General features: G+C 70.1%; 21 protein-coding genes. 18 read left to right on the top strand and 3 right to left on the bottom strand.

Annotation, left to right across the window (positions count from 1 at the left end; translation table 11 throughout):
* Positions 1-453: 453 nt before the first annotated feature.
* A complete protein-coding gene (mmuM, locus tag CEK66_RS11555) occupies positions 454-1,392 on the bottom strand; it encodes a homocysteine S-methyltransferase (protein ID WP_152237004.1) in 939 nt (312 codons plus the stop codon).
* A 114-nt stretch (positions 1,393-1,506) separates the two neighbouring features.
* Here mmuM and CEK66_RS11550 point away from each other — a divergent pair, with 114 nt between their 5' ends.
* The 17 genes from CEK66_RS11550 to CEK66_RS11470 all read left to right on the top strand — a co-directional run bounded on the left by CEK66_RS11550 (position 1,507) and on the right by CEK66_RS11470 (position 16,377).
* A complete protein-coding gene (locus CEK66_RS11550) occupies positions 1,507-1,872 on the top strand; it encodes a VOC family protein (RefSeq protein ID WP_152237003.1) in 366 nt (121 codons plus the stop codon).
* Positions 1,873-1,874: 2 nt separating this feature from the next.
* Entirely contained in the window at positions 1,875-2,264 is a 390-nt protein-coding gene (locus tag CEK66_RS11545; protein WP_226978581.1) for a VOC family protein, read from the top strand.
* A 126-nt stretch (positions 2,265-2,390) separates the two neighbouring features.
* Positions 2,391-2,843, top strand: a complete 453-nt coding sequence (locus tag CEK66_RS11540; RefSeq protein WP_017910211.1) for a DUF2147 domain-containing protein — start codon at positions 2,391-2,393, stop codon at positions 2,841-2,843.
* Between the two features lie 209 nt (positions 2,844-3,052).
* Positions 3,053-5,113, top strand: a complete 2,061-nt coding sequence (metG, locus tag CEK66_RS11535) for a methionine--tRNA ligase (RefSeq protein WP_152237001.1) — start codon at positions 3,053-3,055, stop codon at positions 5,111-5,113.
* Between the two features lie 95 nt (positions 5,114-5,208).
* The gene (locus tag CEK66_RS11530) at positions 5,209-5,799 is read left to right on the top strand and encodes an HAD family hydrolase (protein ID WP_152237000.1); all 591 of its coding nucleotides are present in this window, start codon (positions 5,209-5,211) and stop codon (positions 5,797-5,799) included.
* A 76-nt stretch (positions 5,800-5,875) separates the two neighbouring features.
* Entirely contained in the window at positions 5,876-6,340 is a 465-nt protein-coding gene (gene rnfB, locus CEK66_RS11525) for an Rnf electron transport complex subunit RnfB (protein WP_081613384.1), read from the top strand.
* Between the two features lie 91 nt (positions 6,341-6,431).
* Positions 6,432-7,220: a hypothetical protein gene (locus CEK66_RS11520; RefSeq protein ID WP_152236999.1), complete on the top strand. Its 789-nt coding sequence runs from the start codon at positions 6,432-6,434 to the stop codon at positions 7,218-7,220.
* Between the two features lie 88 nt (positions 7,221-7,308).
* Positions 7,309-7,680 carry a DUF4345 domain-containing protein gene (locus CEK66_RS11515; protein ID WP_152236998.1) on the top strand — a complete coding sequence of 124 codons (372 nt, stop codon included), beginning with the start codon at positions 7,309-7,311 and terminating at the stop codon, positions 7,678-7,680.
* Positions 7,681-7,738: 58 nt separating this feature from the next.
* Positions 7,739-8,296 (top strand): sigma-70 family RNA polymerase sigma factor, encoded by a 558-nt coding sequence (locus CEK66_RS11510; RefSeq protein ID WP_152236997.1) that lies wholly within the window; start codon positions 7,739-7,741, stop codon positions 8,294-8,296.
* Entirely contained in the window at positions 8,293-9,084 is a 792-nt protein-coding gene (locus tag CEK66_RS11505; RefSeq protein WP_152236996.1) for an anti-sigma factor, read from the top strand. The genes CEK66_RS11510 and CEK66_RS11505 overlap by 4 nt, the downstream gene beginning before the upstream one ends.
* Positions 9,085-9,555: 471 nt before the next feature.
* The gene (locus CEK66_RS11500; RefSeq protein ID WP_193312638.1) at positions 9,556-10,533 is read left to right on the top strand and encodes an acyl-CoA desaturase; all 978 of its coding nucleotides are present in this window, start codon (positions 9,556-9,558) and stop codon (positions 10,531-10,533) included.
* Entirely contained in the window at positions 10,530-11,783 is a 1,254-nt protein-coding gene (locus CEK66_RS11495) for an FAD-dependent oxidoreductase (RefSeq protein ID WP_017915332.1), read from the top strand. The genes CEK66_RS11500 and CEK66_RS11495 overlap by 4 nt, the downstream gene beginning before the upstream one ends.
* Positions 11,780-12,649, top strand: a complete 870-nt coding sequence (locus tag CEK66_RS11490; RefSeq protein ID WP_017909120.1) for a DUF1365 domain-containing protein — start codon at positions 11,780-11,782, stop codon at positions 12,647-12,649. The genes CEK66_RS11495 and CEK66_RS11490 overlap by 4 nt, the downstream gene beginning before the upstream one ends.
* Positions 12,646-13,959: a cyclopropane-fatty-acyl-phospholipid synthase family protein gene (locus CEK66_RS11485; RefSeq protein ID WP_152236995.1), complete on the top strand. Its 1,314-nt coding sequence runs from the start codon at positions 12,646-12,648 to the stop codon at positions 13,957-13,959. The genes CEK66_RS11490 and CEK66_RS11485 overlap by 4 nt, the downstream gene beginning before the upstream one ends.
* On the top strand, positions 13,956-14,501 hold the full coding sequence (locus CEK66_RS11480) for a DUF2878 domain-containing protein (protein ID WP_152236994.1): 546 nt from the start codon (positions 13,956-13,958) through the stop codon (positions 14,499-14,501). The genes CEK66_RS11485 and CEK66_RS11480 overlap by 4 nt, the downstream gene beginning before the upstream one ends.
* The gene (locus tag CEK66_RS11475; protein WP_152236993.1) at positions 14,498-15,280 is read left to right on the top strand and encodes a DUF1295 domain-containing protein; all 783 of its coding nucleotides are present in this window, start codon (positions 14,498-14,500) and stop codon (positions 15,278-15,280) included. Before CEK66_RS11480 ends, CEK66_RS11475 begins: the two co-directional genes overlap by 4 nt.
* Before the next feature lie 20 nt (positions 15,281-15,300).
* Positions 15,301-16,377, top strand: a complete 1,077-nt coding sequence (locus CEK66_RS11470; protein WP_152236992.1) for a cyclopropane-fatty-acyl-phospholipid synthase family protein — start codon at positions 15,301-15,303, stop codon at positions 16,375-16,377.
* A 220-nt stretch (positions 16,378-16,597) separates the two neighbouring features.
* Here CEK66_RS11470 and CEK66_RS11465 read toward each other — a convergent pair whose 3' ends face one another.
* Positions 16,598-16,942, bottom strand: a complete 345-nt coding sequence (locus CEK66_RS11465; RefSeq protein WP_017910151.1) for a RidA family protein — start codon at positions 16,940-16,942, stop codon at positions 16,598-16,600.
* Positions 16,939-17,631 (bottom strand): DUF998 domain-containing protein, encoded by a 693-nt coding sequence (locus tag CEK66_RS11460; RefSeq protein WP_152236991.1) that lies wholly within the window; start codon positions 17,629-17,631, stop codon positions 16,939-16,941. The genes CEK66_RS11465 and CEK66_RS11460 overlap by 4 nt, the downstream gene beginning before the upstream one ends.
* 502 nt (positions 17,632-18,133) lie before the next feature.
* Between CEK66_RS11460 and mprF the strand changes: the two genes are divergently transcribed.
* Positions 18,134-20,698 (top strand): bifunctional lysylphosphatidylglycerol flippase/synthetase MprF, encoded by a 2,565-nt coding sequence (mprF, locus tag CEK66_RS11455; RefSeq protein ID WP_150410310.1) that lies wholly within the window; start codon positions 18,134-18,136, stop codon positions 20,696-20,698.
* Positions 20,699-20,961 lie beyond the last annotated feature (263 nt).

Here is a 20,961-nt window from a genome sequence, read left to right as displayed (position 1 = left end):
GTCGCGGCTGAAGCCGCCCCTAAGGGAAAGCAGCAGCCGCACGGAGGCAGATAGCATGCCAGTTCCACCAGGACATGAGCGCGCACGAACCCATTGTGGGAGGGACTTCAGTCCCGACGCGTTGTAGTGAAGGGCGTCGGGACTGAAGTCCCTCCCACAGTGCAGCTCGCTGGCATGCCGGCTGCTGCAAGTGCAGCGCGACAGTAGTGGGAACTACAGCGACATCCCGTTGATGCAATCGCCGTCCCGTTGCGCCCATTCCACTCGGTGCGGATCGCACACCAGTTGTGAACCCCTTGTGGGAGGGACTTCAGTCCCGACGCGTTGCAGTGAAGGGCGTCGGGACTGAAGTCCCTCCCACAAACGGCCAAGGCGATCGATCAGCGCCGACACCCACTGAAAACCGACGGCGAAGCCATCGTGCAGTCGCGTGCAAGGCGAGCGCCCCCTCCTCTACGACGATGCCAGACGCCGTGCCAGCTGCGCGATGTCCTGCGGCGTGGTGCGGCAGCAGCCGCCGATCAGGCGGGCGCCGGCCGCACGCCAGGCGGCGAGGTGGTCGACCAGGCCGCCGGCATCGGCGCTGTCGGCCTGCCAGCATTTGCGCTCGGCGTCGTAGCGCTCGCCCGCGTTCGGATACACCACCAGCGGCAACCGCGTCAGCGTCGCCAGATGACGCAACGCCGCAGTAGCCAGCGACGGCGCGACGCAGTTGACGCCGAGCGCGACCACCTGCGGGTGGCCGTCGAGCAACGCCACCACCTCGCGCAACGGCGTGCCGTCGCTGAGGTGCGCAGCATCGCGCAGGGTGCAGGCGAACCAGGCGACAACCCCAGGAAACTCCTCCAGCACCTGCAGCAAGGCCGCCATTTCGGCCAACGACGGCTGCGTTTCGCAGGCCAGCAACTCCACACCGGCCGCGACCAGGGACGCGATGCGCGGACGATGGAAGTCGCGCATTCGCGCCGGCGTCAGCGCATAGTCGCCACGGTATTCGGACCCGTCGGCCAGATAGGCGCCATACGGACCGACCGAGCCGGCGACTAGCAAGGCATCCGCCTGCGGATGCCGCGCGAGATGCGCCTGCCTTGCCTGTTGCGCCAGTTCGACGCTGCGTGCGATCAAGCGATGCGAGTGCGCGAGGTCGATCCCGCGCGCAGCGAAGCCCTGCGGCGTGGCCTGGTAGCTGGCGGTGATCGCGCACTGCGCACCGGCGGCGAAATAATCCTGGTGCACTTGGCGGATCAGGTCCGGCTGTTCCAGCAGGATCTTCGCCGACCACAGCGGATCGCGCAGATCGCAGCCGCGCCGTTCCAGCTCGGTGGCCAACGCGCCATCGAGCACCAGGCACCGGTCCTCGGCCAGCAGCGCGGCAAACGGGTTGTGCGGCATGGCGCGGCCTCGCAGCGATGGAATGCGCAGTGTCGCAGACGGCGGCGGCACGGTCGCGACGCTGCGCTATCCTCCGCAGATGGATCGCTTCCCTCGCTCGCGCCGGGTCAACCCATGACCTTCACTTCTTTGACCCCAATGCTGCGCTGTGCCGACCTGACTACGGCACTGGCGTTCTATACCGAAACCCTGGCGTTTCGCCTCGATGGCGGTGCAGTGGCGACGGGCTGGGTGTCGCTGCGGCACGGCCCGCTGGCACTGATGCTGGCTGCGCACCACACAGAGGCCGACACCTCCATTGCCAGCGCCGCCTGCTCGCTGTACTTCCGCACCGACGAGGTCGATGCCTGGTGGCAGCGGCTGCATCCGCATGGGCACATCGTCTATCCGTTGCAAGACTTCGACTACGGCATGCGCGAATTCGCGATCCGCGATCCGGACGGCCATCTGCTGCAATTCGGACAGGCGCTGTGCCGATGAGCCTGACCCTCGATGGCCTGCACCACGTGGCGATCATCGCCTCCGACTACGCGCGCTCCAAGGACTTCTACTGCCGCCTCCTCGGCCTACCGGTGATCGCCGAGGTGTATCGCGAAACCCGCGACTCCTGGAAGCTTGACCTGGCCCTGCCCGACGGCAGCCAGCTCGAACTGTTCTCGTTCCCGACCCCACCGCCGCGACCGAGCCGCCCGGAAGCCTGTGGGCTGCGCCACCTGGCGCTGCGCGTGCGCGACCTGGACGCCGCCGTCGCGCACCTGAAGGCGCACGGCGTGGAGGTCGAACCGATGCGTGTGGACGAGTACACCGGCCGCCGCTTCACCTTCTTCGCCGATCCCGACGACCTGCCGCTGGAACTGTACGAAAGCGGCTGAACGCCCACCGCCGGCCACGCTGAACCGCATGCCGCAGTGCGGATTCCCAGCACCATACGCTTGGGTATACAGTCGGATCAGGCCGGCATCGCGCCGGCCGCACCGGACATCCCTCGGGAGGGGAACATGCGCACGACCTTCAAGACCCTGATGCTGGCCCTGCCGCTGAGCGCGGCGGCATTCATGGCGCACGCCGCCGACACCTCGCCGGTCGGCCGCTGGCAGACCATCGACGACGAAACCGGCAAGCCCAAGTCGATCGTGCAGATCGAACAGGCCGCCAACGGCACACTGAGCGGCAAGGTGGTCGAGATCCTGCAGTCCAACCACGGCCCCAACCCGATGTGCGACAAGTGCGACGGCGAGCGCAAGGGCAAGCCGATCAAGGGCATGACAATCCTGTGGGGCCTCAAGCCCGACGGCACCGCGGTATGGGACGGCGGCTCGGTGCTGGACCCGGCCAAGGGCAAGACCTACAAGGCCAAGGTCACCCTGACCGACGGCGGCAAGAAGCTGCAGATGCGCGGCTACATCGGCATCGAGGCGCTGGGGCGGACGCAGACCTGGATCAGGGAGTGACGGAAGCCGGGAATCGGGAGTAGAGAATCGGGAATCGTAAAAAGCGGCATCTGCCGGCCTGATGCCGCCCCACTCCGACAAGGCGCCTGCAAAGGCGCCTTTTTCGTTGCCAATCAGTTCGCAGGCCACCGCTCTTGCGATTCCCCATTCCCAATTCCCCATTCCCCGCTCCATGCAATAATCCCCGGCCCCCAGAAACGCCGGCCGCCATGACCACCGCTCTCGTCACCACCGCCCTGCCCTATGCCAACGGACCGCTGCATCTGGGGCATCTGGTCGGCTACATCCAGGCCGACATCTGGGTGCGCGCGCGGCGGCTGCGCGGCGACCGCACCTGGTTCGTGTGCGCCGACGACACCCACGGCACGCCGATCATGCTTGCCGCCGAGAAGGCCGGGGTCACCCCGGAGAGCTTCATCGCCGCCATCCAGGCCAGCCACGAGCGCGATTTCGCCGCGTTCGGCGTGGCCTTCGACCATTACGACTCGACCAACTCGGACGCCAACCGCGCCCTGACCGAGGCGTTCTACGCCAAGCTCGACGCCGGCGGCCACATCGCGCGGCGCTCGGTGGCGCAGTTCTACGACCCGGCCAAGGGCATGTTCCTGCCCGACCGCTACATCAAGGGCATCTGCCCGAACTGCGGCAGCGCCGACCAGTACGGCGACAACTGCGAGGTCTGCGGCGCCACCTATTCCCCGACCGAGCTGAAGGAGCCCAAGTCGGTGATCTCCGGCGCCACGCCGGAGCTGCGCGATTCGGAGCACTTCTTCTTCGAGGTCGGCCGCTTCGACGGCTTCCTGCGGCAGTGGCTGGCCGGCGACGTCGCCCTGCCCGGGGTCAAGGCCAAGCTGATGGAATGGCTGGACAGCGAAGGCGGCCTGCGCGCCTGGGACATCTCCCGCGACGCGCCCTACTTCGGCTTCCAGATCCCCGGCCAGCCGGGCAAGTATTTCTACGTGTGGCTGGACGCGCCGATCGGCTACCTGAGCAGCTTCCAGACCCTGTGCGCGAGCCTGGGCGAAGTGTTCGAGCCGCATCTGGCCGCCGGCACCGCCACCGAACTGCACCACTTCATCGGCAAGGACATCGTCAACTTCCACGGCCTGTTCTGGCCGGCGGTGCTGCACGGCACCGGGCACCGCGCGCCGACCCGGCTGCACGTCAACGGCTACCTGACCGTCGACGGCGCCAAGATGTCCAAGTCGCGCGGCACCTTCGTCATGGCCCGCACCTACCTGGACGTGGGCCTGGAGCCGGAAGCGCTGCGCTACTACTTCGCGGCCAAGTCCTCCGGCGGCGTCGACGATCTCGACCTGAACCTGGGCGACTTCGTGGCGCGGGTCAACGCGGACCTGGTCGGCAAGTTCGTCAACCTGGCCAGCCGCTGCGCAGGCTTCATCGACAAGCGCTTCGGCGGCACGCTCGCCGACGCGCTGCCGGATGCGGCGCAGTACGCGCGCTTCGTCGCCGCGCTGGCGCCGATCCGCGAGGCCTACGAGCGCAACGACCCGGCCAGCGCGATCCGCCAGACCATGGCCCTGGCCGACGAGGCCAACAAGTACATCGACGAACACAAGCCCTGGGTGCTGGCCAAGCAGGACGGCGCCGAAGCGCAACTGCAGGCCGTGTGCACGCAGGGCCTGAACCTGTTCCGGGTGCTGGCCGCCGCGCTCAAGCCGGTGCTGCCGCGCACCTGCGCCGAGGCCGAGGCGTTCCTGTCGGCCCCGCTCGGCGCCTGGGAAGACCTCGACGCCCCGCTGCTGGCGCACGTGATCCAACCGTACGCCCCCCTGTTCACCCGTATCGACCCCAAGCTGCTCGACGCCATGACCGACGCCTCCAAGGACAGCCTCGCCCCCACTCCAACTGCCGCGCCCCCCGCCAAGCAGGAAGCGAAGGCCGCCACCAATCCCCAATCCCCAATCCCCAATCCCGGCCACATCGGCATCGACGACTTCGCCAAGCTCGACCTGCGCATCGGCAAGGTGCTGGCCTGCGAGTTCGTCGAAGGCTCGGACAAGCTCCTGCGCTTCGAACTGGACGCCGGCGAGCTGGGCAAGCGGCAGATCTTCTCCGGCATCCGCGGCAGCTACGGCGAGCCGGAGAAGCTGGTCGGCCGCAGCGTGGTGTTCATCGCCAACCTGGCCCCGCGCAAGATGCGCTTCGGCCTCAGCGAAGGCATGATCCTGTCGGCCGGCTTCGACGGCGGCGCCCTGGCCCTGCTCGACGCCGACAGCGGCGCGCAGCCGGGCATGCCGGTGCGGTAAGGCCGGGAAAGGAAAATAGGGAATCGGGAATCACAGAGCTGCAGCCCGCCGCCAGACCCGCTTTTACGATTCCCGTTTCCCCATTCCCCATTCCCATGGACTTGGCCCTCTTCGACTTCGACCACACGGTCACCACCGCCGATACCTATTCGGGATTCCTGCACCGTGTGGCCACGCCGGCGCAGCAGGCGCGGGCGCGCTGGGCGGTCGGGCCGTGGCTGGCCGGCTATCGGCTGGGCCTGGTGTCGGCGGCGACGTTGCGCACGCGGGTCACCCGGCTGGTGTTCGCCGGCCGCGATGCAGACGAGATCGCCCGCGAGGCCGAGCACTATGCGCAGCAGGCGCTGCCGCCGCTGCTGCGACCGGACATGATGCAGCGGATCGCCTGGCACCAGGCCCAGGGGCACAGCGTGGTGCTGGTCTCCGGTTCGCTGGATCTGTATCTGCGGCCCTGGTGCACGCAACATGGGCTGGACCTGATCTGCAACCATCTGGAAGTGCAGGATGGGCGCCTGACCGGCCGCTATCGCCACGGCGACTGCGGCCCTCGCAAGGCCGCGCTGATCCGCATGCAGTACGACCTGAACGCTTATCGGCGCATCCATGCGTACGGCGACAGTCGCGAGGATCGGCCGATGCTGGCACTGGCGCACGAACGCTGGTACTGCGGGCGCCGGATCGCCTGAGCCGACGACACTGCCCGATGCGGCGCCGTCGGGCGAACATGGGCACCGCGTTACACTGTGCGGGCTGACCACGCCGATGCATCTTCTTCGCTCTGTAGTCCCCGCGGCGCTGCCGCGCGCCGCCTCCGCCATGACGCCCGCCCACGCCCCGCTGCTCGAACGTCTCGATCGCCTGCTGCCGCAGACCCAATGCGGCCAGTGTGGGTTCGACGGCTGTCGTCCCTATGCCGAGGCGATGGCCGCCGGCACGGCGCAGGTGGACCGCTGCCCGCCCGGCGGCGACGCCGGCGCGCGCGCCCTGGCGCGGGTGCTCGGCGTTCCTGCCCTGCCCTACGACCGCAGCCGCGGCACCCACACGCCGCCGCAGGTGGCATGGGTGGTGGAAGCCGACTGCATCGGCTGCACCAAGTGCATCCAGGCCTGCCCGGTGGATGCCATCGTCGGCGGCGCCAAGCACATGCACACGGTGCTGGCGCCCTTGTGCACCGGCTGCGCACTGTGCCTGCCGGCCTGTCCGGTGGACTGCATCGTCCTGCGCTGAGACAGCCGCTTCAGCGCGGCCGCCACGGCCTGCGCATCCGGATCGGCACCCGCCGCGTATGTCCTGGTGTCATCCCACCGGAGCGCCGTGCATGCCGACGTCGACCGCCGCCTTCCCGCTCATTCGAGCGCACCTGCCGCTGGCCCTGGCCCTCGGCGCCGCCGCCCTGGTCGCCGCCGCGCCTGCGCGGGCGATGCTGCACTACGAGGGCATCGCCTATGCCGCCGATGGCAAACAGGTGCTGTACCGCGAAAGCCACTGGGTCCGCGAGGATGGCGCGCGCCTGGTGCTGTACCAGTGCACCGACGGCGCCGCGTTCGCGCGCAAGCGCGTGGACGACGGCAGCGCCGCGCCGGACTTCGAACTGGTCGATGCGCGCAGCGGCTACCGCGAGGGTGTGCGCCGCAGCGGCAGTGGGCGCGAGATGTTCAGTCAGGCCAAGGGTCAGGCCGAACGCCGCGCGCCGCTGCCCAAGAGCACCGAGGCGCAGGTGATCGACGCCGGTTTCGACGCCTATCTGCGCCAGCGCTGGGACAGCCTGGGCAGCGGCGGACCGCAGCGCATCGCCTTCGTGCTGCCCAGCGAACTGCGCACGCTCGACTTCCGCATCACCCCCGGCCCTGCCGATGCCGAAGTGCAGCGCTACACCCTGAGCCTGGCCGCCTGGTACGGCACGCTGCTGCCCGACCTCAGCGTCGCCTACACGCGCCAGGATCGGCGCCTGCGCGAGTTCCGCGGCGTCGGCAACATCCGCGACGCGCGCGGCCGCTACCCGAGCGTGCGCATCGAATTTCCCGAACGCCTGCGCGGCCAGGCCGACGATGGCGCCTGGGAGCAGGCGCTGCAGCAACCGTTGGTCGCGCAATGCAGCGCGCGCTGAGCCGCGCCGCCAGCGCATTCACGCCGGCCATCGCCGCACCCGCTACAACCATGCCTGCGCATCGCCCGCGCATCGACGAGGACACCTCATGGCCAAGGCCTACCTGTGGTTCAACGCCGCGCTCTACGCGCTCCTGGCCGTCTGGTGCACGCTGCTGCCGGCGCAGACCGCCGCCGCGGTGGGCTATATCGGCCTGGACCGCTCCGGCCAGTCCGAATACCTGGTCATCTACGGCGGCCTGCAATTGGGTATGGCCTTCCTGTTCGGCTACTTCGCCCGCACCGGGCAGTTGCGCACCGGCCTGCTCCTGGCGCTGGCGTTCTACGTGCCCATCGTGCTCTACCGCAGCGCCAGCCTGCTGCGGCTGTGGCCGGTGGGCCCGACCACGACCGGCCTGGCCGCGTTCGAGATCGTCCTGCTGCTCGCCGCTCTCATCCTGTGGCGGCGCCAGCACGTCTGAGCGACGGCCGCGGCGAAAGCCTGTAGCATCGCGCCGACCTTCGCCACCGTCTCCCGGCATGACCGAGTCGCCCGATCACGACGAAGCAGGACAATTGCTGGTGGCCACCGCCACCGGCGACAGCGCCGCGTTCGAACGCCTGTACCGCACCACGTCCTCGCGCCTGTTCGGCGTGTGCCTGCGCATCGTGCCGCAGCGCGGCGAAGCCGAGGACGTGCTGCAGGAAGTGTTCTCCTCGGTCTGGCGCAAGGCGGCGCAGTTCGACCCGCAGCGCGCGCGCGGCCTGACCTGGCTGACCATGATCGCCCGCAACAAGGCCATCGACCATCTGCGCGCACGCGCACCGGCGCGGCAGTCGGTGGCGCTGGACGACGCCGGTGAACTGCAGGACGAAGGCCGCGATCCGCTCGCCGACACCGAGTGGCGGGTGGCCGGGCGGCGCCTGGACGTGTGCATGGGCGAACTGGAGCCGCCGCGCGGCGACTTGATCCGTACCGCGTTCTTCGAAGGCATCACTTACGAAGAACTGGCCCAGCGCAGCGGCACGCCATTGGGCACGATCAAGAGCTGGATCCGCCGTGGCCTGGCCAAACTGAAAGCGTGCCTGGAACGATGAACGCCTCCGTGCCCGATCCACAGGAAACCCCGCCGCCGCGCGACGTGCTGGCCGGCGAGTACGTGCTCGGCGTGCTCGACGCGCAGGAACGCCGCGCCGCCGAAGCACGCATCGACAGCGACCGCGAATTCGCCGCGGCCGTGCTGCAATGGCAGCAACACCTGATGCCGCTGGCCGATGAGATCGCCCCGGTGGCGGTGCCCGAGCGCGTGTGGGTGCGCATCCGCGCCTCGCTGGGCCTGGATGCGCCGGCGCCGCGCCCGCGCGCCGCCGCACCCGGGTTCTGGGACAGTGTGCGGACCTGGCGCTGGCTCAGCGCCGGCGGCTTCGCCACCGCCACGGCCTGCCTGATGGCGCTGCTGCTGGCACGTGCGCCGGTACCGCCGCCGGCCGCGCAGCCCCCGCCGGTCGCCACTACCACCACGCCCAAGCCCAGCGGCATCGCGATGACCTCCACGCTGATGCAGGACGACGGCAAGCCCGGCTACGTGGCGCTGATGGACGCCGACAAGCGCAGCATCACCCTCACCCCGCTGGGCGGCACCCACGACAGTGCGCGCGTGCCCGAACTGTGGCTGATCCCGGCCGACGGCAAGGCGCGCTCGATGGGTGTGTTCGACGAGGCCAAGGCGCGCGTGGCGCGCATCCCCGATGCGCTGATGCCCATGCTCAGCGACGGCGCGGTGCTGGCGGTGACCATGGAACCGCCCGGCGGCGCGCCCGGCGGCGTCGCCACCGGTCCGGTCGTGGCCAAGGGCGGCATCAGCACGCTGCAGCTGGCGCCGTAGACACCCCTTCTCCCATCGGGACCATGGATCCCCTTCTCCCGTCGGGAGAAGGTGCCCCGAAGGGGCGGATGAGGGTCCGGGCGAAGCCTCGTACAGCGTCCGCTAGCGCAAGTTGGATACGCGAGGGCTTCGCTCCGTACCCTCACCCCAACCCCTCTCCCGATGGGAGAGGGGCAGTGCACCACGTACCTTGCACGCGCCGCGGAGAGATCGGGCCGCGGTCAGGCTATGCCGCGCTCGTCTACAAGAACCGGTCGCGCATTCACCCGCCCACCACTCGTGCGCAGGCAACATCCCCGCCGCCATCGCGCATCCGCACGACAGCCAGATCTTCCGATTCGTGCGACGCCTGCGCTGCGCCGTCGTGGCCGCCATGCCGCGCCCGCAGCCGTGCAGGGGAAATGCGACGCGGGTGCATCCGTGTTCCGGTTTCGCCCGTATCGCTCCCAAGTCCCCCAATGAGACGCGCTTGTGCCGAGTCCCGTTCCGGAACCCAGCCCTTCCACAACGCCACCTGCCGCGCGTGGCCGCATCCTGCGCACCTTGCGGCGGTGGTTCGACACCAGTGCCGAGATCGAGCTGGATCCGGCGCGTGCCGACCGCATCGACTGGCTGCGTGCCGCGCCCTACATCGGCCTGCACCTGGCGTGCCTGAGCGTGTTCTGGGTCGGCGTGTCGTGGTTCGCCGTCGGCATGGCGGTTGCGATGTACGCCGTGCGCATGTTCGCGCTCACCGGCTTCTACCACCGCTATTTCGCGCACCGCGCGTTCAAGACCTCGCGCCCGGTGCAGTTCCTGTTCGCCGCGATCGGCGCCACCTGCGTGCAGCGCGGGCCGCTGTGGTGGGCCGCCCACCACCGCAACCACCATCGCCATACCGATACCCCGGCCGATCCGCATTCGCCGCGCCAGCACGGCTTCTGGTGGAGCCATAGCGGCTGGTTCCTGACTCCGCGCGGCTTCCGCACCGACTGGGAGGCGATCCCGGACCTGCGCCGCTTCCCCGAACTGCGCTTCCTCGACCGCTTCGACCTGTTGCTGCCGGTGCTGCTGGCGCTGGCGCTGTTCCTGCTCGGCGAGTGGCTGCAGCAGCACGTGCCGCAGCTCGGCACCGACGGCCCGCAGTTGCTGGTGTGGGGCTTCTTCGTCTCCACCGTGGCGCTGTTCCATGCCACCTTCACCATCAACTCGCTGGCGCACCGCTTCGGCAGCCGCCGCTTCGACACCCGCGACGACAGCCGCAACAACCTGTGGCTGGCGCTGCTGACCTTCGGCGAAGGCTGGCACAACAACCACCATTTCTTCCCCGGTGCCGCGCGCCAGGGTTTCCGCTGGTGGGAGCTGGACCTGACCTGGTACGGCCTGAAGGCGCTGTCGTGGACGCGCGTGATCCGCGAGCTCAAGCCGGTGCCGGCCGGGCTGGTGCGTGCGCAGGCGCGTGCCCGATGAGCCGGATCGCGGTGGTGGGCTCGGGGATCGCCGGCCTCGGCGCGGCGTGGCTGCTGTCGCAGCGCCACGAGGTGACGCTGTACGAGGCGGCCGACTATCTCGGCGGCCATACCCATACCCATGCGATCGAACTGGACGGTGCGGAATACGCGGTGGACAGCGGCTTCATCGTGTTCAATCCGGAGCACTACCCGCTGCTGAGCGCGCTGTTCGCGCGGCTCGGGGTCGAGTCGCAGCCGACCACGATGAGCTTCTCGGTGCACGAGGAACGCACCGGGCTGGAGTACAACGCCGGCACGCTCGACGGGCTGTTCTGCCAGCGCCGCAATCTGCTGTCGCCGCGCTTCTGGCGCATGCTGCGCGATCTGCGGCGGTTCTACCGGGAGGCGCCGCAGGTGCTGCACGACGCCACGCTGGCGCAGCTCACCCTCGGCGACTTCCTGCAGCGCCACCGCTACTCCGAGATATTCCGCGACGCGCACCTGGTGCCGATGGCCTCGGCGCTGTGGTCCTCGCCGTCGCGGCAGATCCTCGATTTCCCGATGCGCCAGCTGATCGGCTTCATGGCCAATCACCACATGCTGCAGGTCAGCGGCCGCCCGCAGTGGCGGGTGGTGCGCGGCGGCTCCAACAGCTACGTGCGCGCGCTGCGCAGCCGCTGGCGCGTGCGCGAGCGGCTCGGCACGCCGGTGCGCGCGCTGCAGCGCACGGCCCACGGCAGCGTCGCGATCGCCTGCGATGCCGACACCCAGCAATACGACCACGCGGTATTGGCCTGCCACGCCGACGACGCGCTGCGCCTGCTGACCGACCCCAGCGACGCGGAAACCGCGATCCTCGGCGCGATCGGCTACCAGGACAACGAGACCGTGCTGCACACCGACGCGCGCGTGCTGCCGCGCGACCGCCGCGCCTGGGCCGCCTGGAACGCGCACGTGCCGGCCGATCCGGACGCGCCGTGCACGGTCAGCTACTGGATGAACGCACTGCAGTCGCTGCAGGCGCCGCAGCCGTTCATTGTCAGCCTCAACCGCACCGATGCGATCGATCCGGCCAAGGTGCTGCGACGCATGCGCTACCGGCATCCGCTGCAGACCCAGGCGTCGGTGGCGGCGCAGGCGCGCAAGGGCGAGATCCAGGGCCAGCGCAATACCTGGTTCGCCGGCGCTGGCTGGGGCTTCGGCTTCCACGAGGACGGCCTGCGCAGCGCGGTCGACGTCGCCGCCGCGCTGGGGGTACCCTGGTCATGACGCTGATGCGCCGTGCTGCCGTGCCCGCCCCGCCGACTGGCGCCGTCTCGACAACGTCGGCGGCGGCGGGCACGACCCTGCATGGCCTGCACAGCGCGGTATACACCGGCTGGGTGCGGCATCGCCGTTACGCGCCGAAAGCGCTGGCGTTCCGCTATCCGCTGTTCCTGCTGTACCTGGACCTGGACGAACTGGAGCAGGTATTCGCGCGGCGCTGGCTGTGGTCGGTGAACCGGCGCAACCTGGCCGAGTTCCGCCGCAGCGACTACCTGGGCGACCCCGCACAGCCGCTGGACGAGGCGGTGCGCGACCGCGTGCAGCAGCACACCGGCGAACGCCCGCTCGGCCCGGTGCGCATGCTCACCCACCTGCGCTACTTCGGCCACTGCTTCAATCCGGTCACGTTCTACTACTGCCACGACGCGCAGCAGCGCCTGCACAGCATCGTCGCCGAGATCACCAACACGCCGTGGCGGCAGCGCCACGCCTACGTGCTGCCGATGGCCGAGGCGCGCAGTCACGGCGCCACGCACGCCTGGCGCTTCGCCAAGCGCTTCCACGTCTCGCCGTTCATGGCGATGGCGCACACCTATGCCTGGCGCTTCAGCGAACCCGGCGCGCAACTGCGCGTGCACATGGACGTGCTCGATCCCACGCCGGCGGCGACGCGGCGACGCTTCGATGCCACCCTGGTGCTCGAGCGCCGGGCCCTCGATGGCGCCAGCCTGGCGCAGGCGCTGCTGCGCTATCCGGCGATGACCCTGCAGGTCATGGCCAAGATCCACTGGCAGGCGCTGCGGCTGTGGCTGCGCGGCAACCCGGTGCACGACCACCCCGACCACTCCCTTCCGCGAGAACGCCGATGAACGCTCCGCACGCGCCCTCTTCCGCCGCCGCGCTGGCCCCTGCCGCACCGCCGCTGCGCGGGCTCGACCGCCTGCTGCGGCAACGCCTGCTCGCCACGCTGGATGGCCTGCGCGAGGGCCAGGTGCGCATCGAGGAAGCCGGCACGCTGACCACGCTGGGCGATACCAGCATCGGCGCCGACACGCTGCAGGCGCATCTGCGCATCCATGACCCGCGCTTCTACCGCCAGGCCGCGCTCAACGGCAGCGTCGGCGTCGGCGAGGCGTACATGGACGGCCTGTGGGACTGCGACGACCTGGTCGCACTGGTACGCCTGCTGGTGCGCAACCGCGACCGCCTGGACGCGATGGAGACCGGCCTGGCCCGGCTCGGCGGCCTGGCGATGCGCGGCCTGCACGCGTTCGCGCGCAATACCCGCGCCGGCAGCCGCCGCAACATCGCCGCGCACTACGACCTGGGCAACCAGCTGTTCGAGCTGTTCCTGGATCGCAACCTGATGTACTCCTCGGCGATCTTCCGCGACGCCGACGCCGCCTTGGGCGAAGCCGCGCTGGAACGCGCCGCCGAACGCAAGCTGCAGCGCATCTGCGCCAAGCTCGACCTGCAGCCGCACCACCACCTGGTCGAGATCGGCACCGGCTGGGGCGGCTTCGCGCTGCACGCGGCCAAGCACCACGGCTGCCGCGTCACCACCACCACCATCTCGCGCGAGCAGTACGAACTGGCCCGGCAGCGCATCGCGGCCGCCGGGCTGTCGGACCGGGTCGAGGTGCTGCTGCGCGACTACCGCGATCTCGACGGCCGCTACGATCGCCTGGTCTCGATCGAGATGATCGAGGCGATCGGCCATCAATACCTGGATACCTACTTCGGCAAGGTAGGAAGCCTGCTCAAGGACGACGGCCAGGCGCTGATCCAGGCCATCACCATCGAGGATCATCGCTACGCGCAGGCGTTGAAGTCGGTGGACTTCATCAAGCGCCATATCTTCCCGGGCAGCTTCATTCCCTCGGTGGCGGCGATGACCGGCGCGATCGGCCGCGCCAGCGACCTGCGCCTGTTCAACCTGGAAGACATCGGCCCCAGCTACGCGCTGACCCTGCGCGCCTGGCGCGAGCGCTTCATGGCCAGGCTGCCGCAGGTGCGCGCGCTCGGCTACGACGAACGCTTCATCCGCATGTGGGAGTTCTACCTGGCCTACTGCGAAGGCGGCTTCCTGGAGCGCTCGATCGGCGACGTGCACCTGTGGCTGAGCAAGCCGCGCGCACGGCCGGCCCAGTTCGCGCCGGCGCTGGCGGGCGACGCATGAGCAACCTGATCAACTACCTCGCCCTGCAGGGGCTGTGGCTGGCCGCCGTCGTCGGCGCCGCGCACGGCTTGGCCTGGGCCGGCCCGGCGGCGCTGGCGCTGTTCGCGCTGTACCAGTTGCAGCCGCGCCGCCGCGCGCATGGCGACGCCGCGCTGATCGCCCTGGCGTTGCCGCTGGGCGCCGGTGTCGATGCGGCCATGCGCGCCGGCGACTGGGTGCGCTACGCCGCCGCGCCGCCGGCACCGTGGCCGCCGCTGTGGATCTTGGCGCTGTGGGCCGGCTTCGCGCTGACCTTCCAGCACTCGCTGGCCTGGGTGATGCGCCATCCCTGGCGCGCGGCGCTGTTCGGCGCCATTGGCGGCCCGCTGGGCTATGTGCTGGCCGCGCGCGGCTGGCAGGCGGTGACGCTGGTGGCGCCCACGCCGCAGGCGCTGCTGGCGCTTGCTGTGGGCTGGGCCGCGGCGCTGACCTTGCTGAGCCTGGCGACGCGCCGCCTGATGGTCGCCACGCCGGCGCTGCCGGCCACCGGAGCGGCGCGATGAACGCATGGCCGCTCCTGCATGTAGGCATCTTCACCGTGCTGGTCATGCTCGCCGGCTGGGCCTGGCAGCGACATACCCGCAATGCCGGCGTGGTCGATGTGCTGTGGTCGGCCTGCATGGCGCTGACCGCGGTGTACTGCGCCTGGCGCGCCGATGGCGCGCTGCTGCCGCGGGTGCTGACCGCGGTGCTGGGCGGGCTGTGGGGCGCGCGCCTGGCCTGGCATCTGGGCGTACGCGTGTTCGGCGATGCGCACGAAGACGGCCGCTATCGTGCCCTGCGCGAGCACTGGCACGGCGACCAGCGCAAGTTCCTGGCGTTCTTCCTCGGCCAGGCGCTGGTGGTACTGGCGTTCGCGGTGCCGCTGTCGGTGGCCGCGCACAATCCGCAGCCGCAGTGGAGCGTGTGGACCACGTTGGCGGTCGCGACCTGGCTGATCGCGGTCGGCGGGGAGAGCCTGGCCGACCGGCAACTGGCCGCGTTCCGCACCGACCCGGCGAACAAGGGCAAGACCTGCCGCCAAGGCCTGTGGCGCTATTCGCGGCATCCGAACTACTTCTTCGAATTCGTGCACTGGTTCGCCTACGTGTTCCTGGCAGTGGGCAGCGGCGCGCTGTGGGTCGGCGTGGCCGCGCTGGGCCCGTTGCTGATGTTCGCCTTCCTCTATCGCGTCACCGGCATTCCCTATACCGAACAGCAAGCGCTGCGCTCGCGCGGCCGCGATTACGCCGACTACCAGCGCAGCACCAGCGCCTTCTTCCCCATGCCGCCGCGGCACTGAGCCGCGCGAGGAGATCCGCCATGTCCAGTACCTTCGCCACCTCTTCCCCGCCTGCCGCGCCGGCCGAGCCGCTGGTCACGCGCCTGGCCGAATCCGGCCTGCTGCCCGACGCCATGCTGCGCGCGGCGATGCGCCGGCTGTGCGCGCAACGCCTGCGCGACGAGCGCGCCGGCGGCGCCGACGCGGCCTGGGAGCGCCAGCGCCTGCTGATCGAATCGCTGCGCGAGAGCGCCATCGCGATCGAGACCGACGCAGCCAACCGCCAGCACTACGAAGTGCCGCCGCGCTTCTTCGAGCTGTGCCTGGGCAAGCGCCTGAAGTACAGCAGCTGCTACTGGGATGCGACCACGCCCGACCTGGACGCGGCCGAAGAACGCATGCTGCAGCTGTACGCCGAACGCGCACAGTTGCGCGACCGCCAGCGCATCCTCGAACTGGGCTGCGGCTGGGGCTCGCTGACCTTGTGGATGGCCGAGCAATTCCCCGGCGCGCGCATCACCGCGGTCTCCAACTCGCGGCCGCAGCGCGAGCACATCGAAGCGCAATGCCGTGCGCGCGGGCTGAACAACGTCAAGGTGATCACCCACGACGCCAACACCCTGACCCTGCCGACCGAGAGCTACGACCGTGTGGTCTCGATCGAGATGTTCGAGCACATGCGCAACTACCGCGAACTGCTCAAGCGGGTCAGCCACTGGCTGGTGCCGGGCGGCCGGCTGTTCGTGCACATCTTTTGCCATCGCGACCTGGCCTACCCGTTCGAGGTGCAGGGCGAGGACAACTGGATGGGCCGGCACTTCTTCACCGGCGGCCTGATGCCGGCGGCCGACACCCTGCTGCAGTTCCAGGACGACCTGGCGATCGAACGCCGCTGGCTGCTGTCCGGCCAGCATTACGAGAAGACCGCCAACGCCTGGCTGCACAACCAGGACCGCCACCGCGACACGCTGATGCCGGTGCTGCAGGCCACCTACGGCGCCGACGCCAAGATCTGGTGGCAACGCTGGCGCATGTTCTGGATGGCCTGCGCGGAACTGTTCGGCTACGAACAGGGCCAGCAGTGGGGCGTGGCGCATTACCGGTTCGTCAGGCGCTGAGGGGCTGGGGCGCTGGGGCGCCGGGAATGGAGAATGGGGAAACGGGAATGGGCGTCCCGCGAGTGCCCGGGTTACCTGCGTACCCAAGGAACTTCCGGTCAACCGCGACGGGCTTTACCGGCGACGCCTGTCGCGGCTAAAGCCACTGCTTCACGCGGTCGCTCAGGCGACGCACTGCCGGCTTTCCCATTCCCGATTCCCGACTCCCCATTCCCGGCTTTCACGCCGCCGCGGTAATGACGATCTCGATCTTCCAGGCCGGGTCGGCCAGCTTGGCCTGCACGGTGGCGCGGGCCGGGGTGTTGCCCGGGCTGACCCATTCTTCCCAGACCTTGTTCATTTCGGCGAACTCGGCCAGGTCGGTCATGAAGATCTCCGCGCGCAGGATCCGGCTCTTGTCGGTGGCGGCGAGCGCCAGCAACCGGTCGATCGCGGCCAGCACCTGGCGGGTCTGGCCGGCGATGTCTTCGCTGGTATCGTCCGCGATCTGCCCGGCCAGATAGGCCACGCCGTTGTACACGGTCATCTCCGACATCCGCGGGCCGGTATCGAAACGCTGGATCATGATGCGCTGTCCTGTAGTGGGAAGACCGCGCCATTGTCGCGCGATTGCGCCGCGGCTGCAGGCACCGGCCGCCACACGCGATACGCCACCGGCAGCAGCCAGGCCAGGATCAACACGATCGGCAGTTTCTGGGTCAGCCCGCGCGGCGGTGCGCGCCACAGCACATGCACCCACAGGGCCACGAACGCCAGCACCGCCAGCAGCAACAGCGGCCCGGCGCGGCCCTTCCACGCCGCCTGCCCGCGCAGCCACGCGCTCTGCAGCAGCATCGCCGTGGTCACGCACAGGAACGCGGTCTGCGCGGAGAGTCCGTGCACCAGCGGCGCCAGCAGCGGTGCGCGCTGCGGCAGATAGCTGTCGCCGATCGCCACGCCGCACAGGCCGAGCGCGGCGCAGCCGAACAGCAATACAGGCGCACCGCTGCGCGCGCGTGGCGGCGCCTGCGCATACAGCCCGGCCGCCAGCGCCACCACGCCGACGGCCAGCAGGACGTAGACGGTGCGCAGCAGCAGGCCGCCGGGCCCATGCAGGTACTGGCTGAGCGTGGCCTGCTGCCAGTGCAGATCGGCACGCAAGACCTGCAACGCCATGGCCACGCCGAGGAACAGCAGCGCCAGCAGCAGCGCCGCGGCGCCGGCCAGGCGCGTCCAGCGCGGCGGCGAGGGAAAGGGAGATGCGGACAAGGGCATCGACAGGCTCCGGAACCGACACAGACCGTCGCCACATGCGCCGGCCACGGCCCCTGCCGCGGTCCAGACGCCGTGGCGACGTGCGATTCCACTATCATGCGCGTCGCCGGCACGGCCGGTATAGCCTGGAGCGTGGGATGCACGGCAAGAGGAGCGGTACGGCTGACAGGGGTGCGATGTGTGCGCTGCGGGGTGCGGCCCGGGAGGGCGCCAAGCTCACCGGTACCGCACTCGCCTTCGCGCCGCTGACCGCGACCGCTGTCGGGACCTGACGCGTGGCATCCCACCGGGGTGATGCGCGGCAGGCCGGTGCAACCCGGCTTGCCCCGACACCCCACCCACCGCGACGCAGCCACTTGGTCGCAGCCCTCTCAATGTTCGTCACACGCTTTCATCCAACCGGTATCGCGATGGCCCGTCTTCGTTTCACCCGCACTTCCGCTCCGGCCGCGTCGCGCACCGCGCAACGTGCGCCGTCGCGCCTCGCCGCCGTCCGTCCGCAATGACCGACGCCGCGCCCTCTACTCCCGCCCCCACGCCCGGCTGGCGCCGTGCGCTGCCGGTGCTGGCCAGCCTGGCGATCCTGGCCCTGGCGCTGCACGCGCTGGCCACGGAGTTCAGCACCCACGGCTACAGTGCGATCCGTCACGCCTTCAACCAGCTGAGCCTCAGCCAGATCGTGCTGACCCTGCTGCTGGGCCTGAGCAGCTATGCCTGCCTGATCGGCTTCGATGCCGTCGGCCTGCGCCGCAGCGGGCGCAAGCTGCACCCGATGCGGATCAGCATTACCGCGTTCCTGGCGCATGCGGTCGGGCAGACCCTGGGCTTCGCCGCATTGACCGGCGGCGCGGTGCGCCTGCGCGGTTACGGCCGGGTCGGGCTGAGCCTGGCCGAGATCGGCCAAGTGGTGCTGATGAGCACGCTCGGCTTCGTGTTCGGCGCGTGGCTGCTGCTGGCGCTGGCCCTGACCCTGGAACCGGCCGCGGCGGCGCTGGCGCTGCCGGTCGGCGCGACTGCGGTGCGCGCGATCGGCATCGCGTTGCTGGTCGGCTTCGCCACGATGCTGCTGCTGGCCGGCCGCGACGGCCGCACCCTGCGCTGGCGCAGCCACGAACTGTGGCTGCCGGACCGGCGCACCACCCTGGGCGTGACCGCGCTGAGCGTGGTCGAACTGGGCCTGGCCAGTGCCGCGTTCTACGTGCTGCTGCCCAACGAATCGGGCATCGAGTACATCGGCTTCGTCGGCCTGTACCTGGTCGCGGTGGTGGCGGGCCTGGTCTCGACCGTGCCGGCCGGCCTGGGCGTGTTCGAGTGGAGCCTGCTCAAGCTGCTGCCCGGCGTGGCGCCGGCGGCGGTGCTGGCGGCGGCGCTGATCTACCGCATCACCTACTACGTGGTGCCGCTGCTGCTGTCGGTGCTGATGGCGTCGCTGTCCGGCCTGCGTCGGCCGCTGGCCGCCAGTGCCGGCGGGGTCCGCGTGGCCTGGCGCACGCTGCGCCCGTGGCTGCCGCAGATCATCGCCCTGGCGGTGTTCGCGGTCGGCGCGGCGCTGGTCATCGACGGCACCCTGCCCACGCCCAAGCGCCGCCAGGACATGGCGCCGCTGTCGATCATGGAAACCTCGCACCTGCTGGCCAGCCTCGGCGGCGTGGTGCTGCTGCTGATCGGCCAGGGCCTGCAGCGGCGCAGCCATGCCGCCTGGGTGCTGGCGATCGGCATCTGCGTGCTGCTGCCGCTGCCGGCCTGGCTGCGCGGCGGCCACGTCTCGGTGGCGCTGTCCTCGCTGGTGGTGGCGGTCGGCCTGTGGGGCGCGCGCCGCGAGTTCTATCGCGAGGGCGCGCTGCTCGACGAGGCCTGGTCGTGGCCGTGGCTGCGCAACCTCGGCCTGGTGCTGATCGCCACGATCTGGCTGCTGTTCTTCGTCTACAGTCACGTCGAATACCAGAACGAGCTGTGGTGGGAGTTCGCCACCTCGGCCAACGCCCCACGCGCGCTGCGCGCGGTGCTGCTGGTCAGCGTGGCGGTGGTGGTGTTCGGGCTGGCGCGGCTGCTGCACAGCACGCGCTCGCCGTTGCCGCCGGCCGATGGCGCGCAACTGGACGCGCTGGCGCCGGTGCTGGCCGAGGCCACCGACACCCAGGCCTGCCTGGTGCTGACCGGCGACAAGGCGCTGCTGCAGGCCGAGGACGGCCCCGGCTTCGTGATGATGCAGCGCTACGGCGGCTCGCTGGTGGCGATGGGCGACCCGGTCGGCGCGCCGGAAGTGGCCCGCGCGCTGATCTGGCGCTTCCGCGAGGAAGCCGACCGCATGGGCCTGCGCCCGGTGTTCTACCAGGTCGGCGAGCAGCATTGGCAGACCTACCTGGACCTGGGCCTGACCCTGGTCAAGCTCGGCGAGGAAGCGATGGTGTCGCTGGAGGGCTTCCACCTGGAGGGTCGCGACCGCGCCGACCTGCGCCAGGCCTGGAACCGCGGCAAGCGCAGCGGGCTGAGCTTCCGCATCGTCGAGACCGACGCGGTGGACGCGCTGATGCCGGTGCTGGCCGAGGTCTCGCAGCAGTGGCTGGAAGACAAGGCCGGCGCCGAGAAGGGCTTCTCGCTGGGCAGCTTCGACCCGGCCTACCTGCGCCGCTTCCCGATCGCGGTGGTGGAGTTCGAAGGCAAGGTCGTGGCCTTCGCCAACCTGTGGCAGGCCCCGGCCGGCCACGAGCTGTCGGTGGACCTGATGCGGCACATCGCCGATGCGCCGAAGGGCACGATGGATTTCCTGTTCATCGAGCTGTTCCTGTGGGGCCGCGACCAGGGCTACAAGCGCTTCTCGCTGGGCATGGCGCCGCTGTCGGGCCTGGCCCAGCACCGCCTGGCCGGCCGCTGGAACCGCTTCGGCAACCTGATCGTGCGCCACGGCGAACGCTTCTACGGCTTCACCGGCCTGCGCCGCTTCAAGTCCAAGTTCGCCCCTGCCTGGCGCACCCGCTACCTCGCCGCCCCCGGCGGCATGCACCTGCCCGCCGCCCTGCTGGACGTGACCCGACTGATCTCGCTGGATCCGCGCAAGCCGGAGTGAGGCGGGGATCGGGGAGTCGGGATTGGGGATTGGCCTGGTCGCCTCGTTGCTGGGGCATTGCGAGGCTTCGAGCCGTACCCTCATCCGCCCCTTCGGGGCACCTTCTCCCGAGGGGAGAAGGAACAGCGCTAGCCCCTCTCCCCCCGGGAGAGGGGTTGGGGTGAGGGTACGGCGGCCATGAAGCCCGACAGCGAAGGACATAACCATTGGTACCGCCGACCTAAACACGCGGCATTTCTTGATGGGCGGCCCATTAAGGGTAA

It is taken from the genome of Xanthomonas sp. LMG 12460, from assembly GCF_009192895.1.
Classification (GTDB): domain Bacteria; phylum Pseudomonadota; class Gammaproteobacteria; order Xanthomonadales; family Xanthomonadaceae; genus Xanthomonas_A; species Xanthomonas_A sontii.
This window is presented reverse-complemented; position numbering and strand designations above follow the sequence as displayed.

Coding starts and splice junctions, on each gene's coding strand:
- mmuM (WP_152237004.1), bottom strand. CDS start 1,392: ATGCCGCACAACCCGTTTGCCGCGCTGCTGGCCGAGGACCGGTGCCTG.
- CEK66_RS11550 (WP_152237003.1), top strand. CDS start 1,507: ATGACCTTCACTTCTTTGACCCCAATGCTGCGCTGTGCCGACCTGACT.
- CEK66_RS11540 (WP_017910211.1), top strand. CDS start 2,391: ATGCGCACGACCTTCAAGACCCTGATGCTGGCCCTGCCGCTGAGCGCG.
- metG (WP_152237001.1), top strand. CDS start 3,053: ATGACCACCGCTCTCGTCACCACCGCCCTGCCCTATGCCAACGGACCG.
- CEK66_RS11530 (WP_152237000.1), top strand. CDS start 5,209: ATGGACTTGGCCCTCTTCGACTTCGACCACACGGTCACCACCGCCGAT.
- rnfB (WP_081613384.1), top strand. CDS start 5,876: ATGCATCTTCTTCGCTCTGTAGTCCCCGCGGCGCTGCCGCGCGCCGCC.
- CEK66_RS11520 (WP_152236999.1), top strand. CDS start 6,432: ATGCCGACGTCGACCGCCGCCTTCCCGCTCATTCGAGCGCACCTGCCG.
- CEK66_RS11515 (WP_152236998.1), top strand. CDS start 7,309: ATGGCCAAGGCCTACCTGTGGTTCAACGCCGCGCTCTACGCGCTCCTG.
- CEK66_RS11510 (WP_152236997.1), top strand. CDS start 7,739: ATGACCGAGTCGCCCGATCACGACGAAGCAGGACAATTGCTGGTGGCC.
- CEK66_RS11505 (WP_152236996.1), top strand. CDS start 8,293: ATGAACGCCTCCGTGCCCGATCCACAGGAAACCCCGCCGCCGCGCGAC.
- CEK66_RS11495 (WP_017915332.1), top strand. CDS start 10,530: ATGAGCCGGATCGCGGTGGTGGGCTCGGGGATCGCCGGCCTCGGCGCG.
- CEK66_RS11490 (WP_017909120.1), top strand. CDS start 11,780: ATGACGCTGATGCGCCGTGCTGCCGTGCCCGCCCCGCCGACTGGCGCC.
- CEK66_RS11485 (WP_152236995.1), top strand. CDS start 12,646: ATGAACGCTCCGCACGCGCCCTCTTCCGCCGCCGCGCTGGCCCCTGCC.
- CEK66_RS11480 (WP_152236994.1), top strand. CDS start 13,956: ATGAGCAACCTGATCAACTACCTCGCCCTGCAGGGGCTGTGGCTGGCC.
- CEK66_RS11475 (WP_152236993.1), top strand. CDS start 14,498: ATGAACGCATGGCCGCTCCTGCATGTAGGCATCTTCACCGTGCTGGTC.
- CEK66_RS11470 (WP_152236992.1), top strand. CDS start 15,301: ATGTCCAGTACCTTCGCCACCTCTTCCCCGCCTGCCGCGCCGGCCGAG.
- CEK66_RS11465 (WP_017910151.1), bottom strand. CDS start 16,942: ATGATCCAGCGTTTCGATACCGGCCCGCGGATGTCGGAGATGACCGTG.
- CEK66_RS11460 (WP_152236991.1), bottom strand. CDS start 17,631: ATGCCCTTGTCCGCATCTCCCTTTCCCTCGCCGCCGCGCTGGACGCGC.
- mprF (WP_150410310.1), top strand. CDS start 18,134: ATGACCGACGCCGCGCCCTCTACTCCCGCCCCCACGCCCGGCTGGCGC.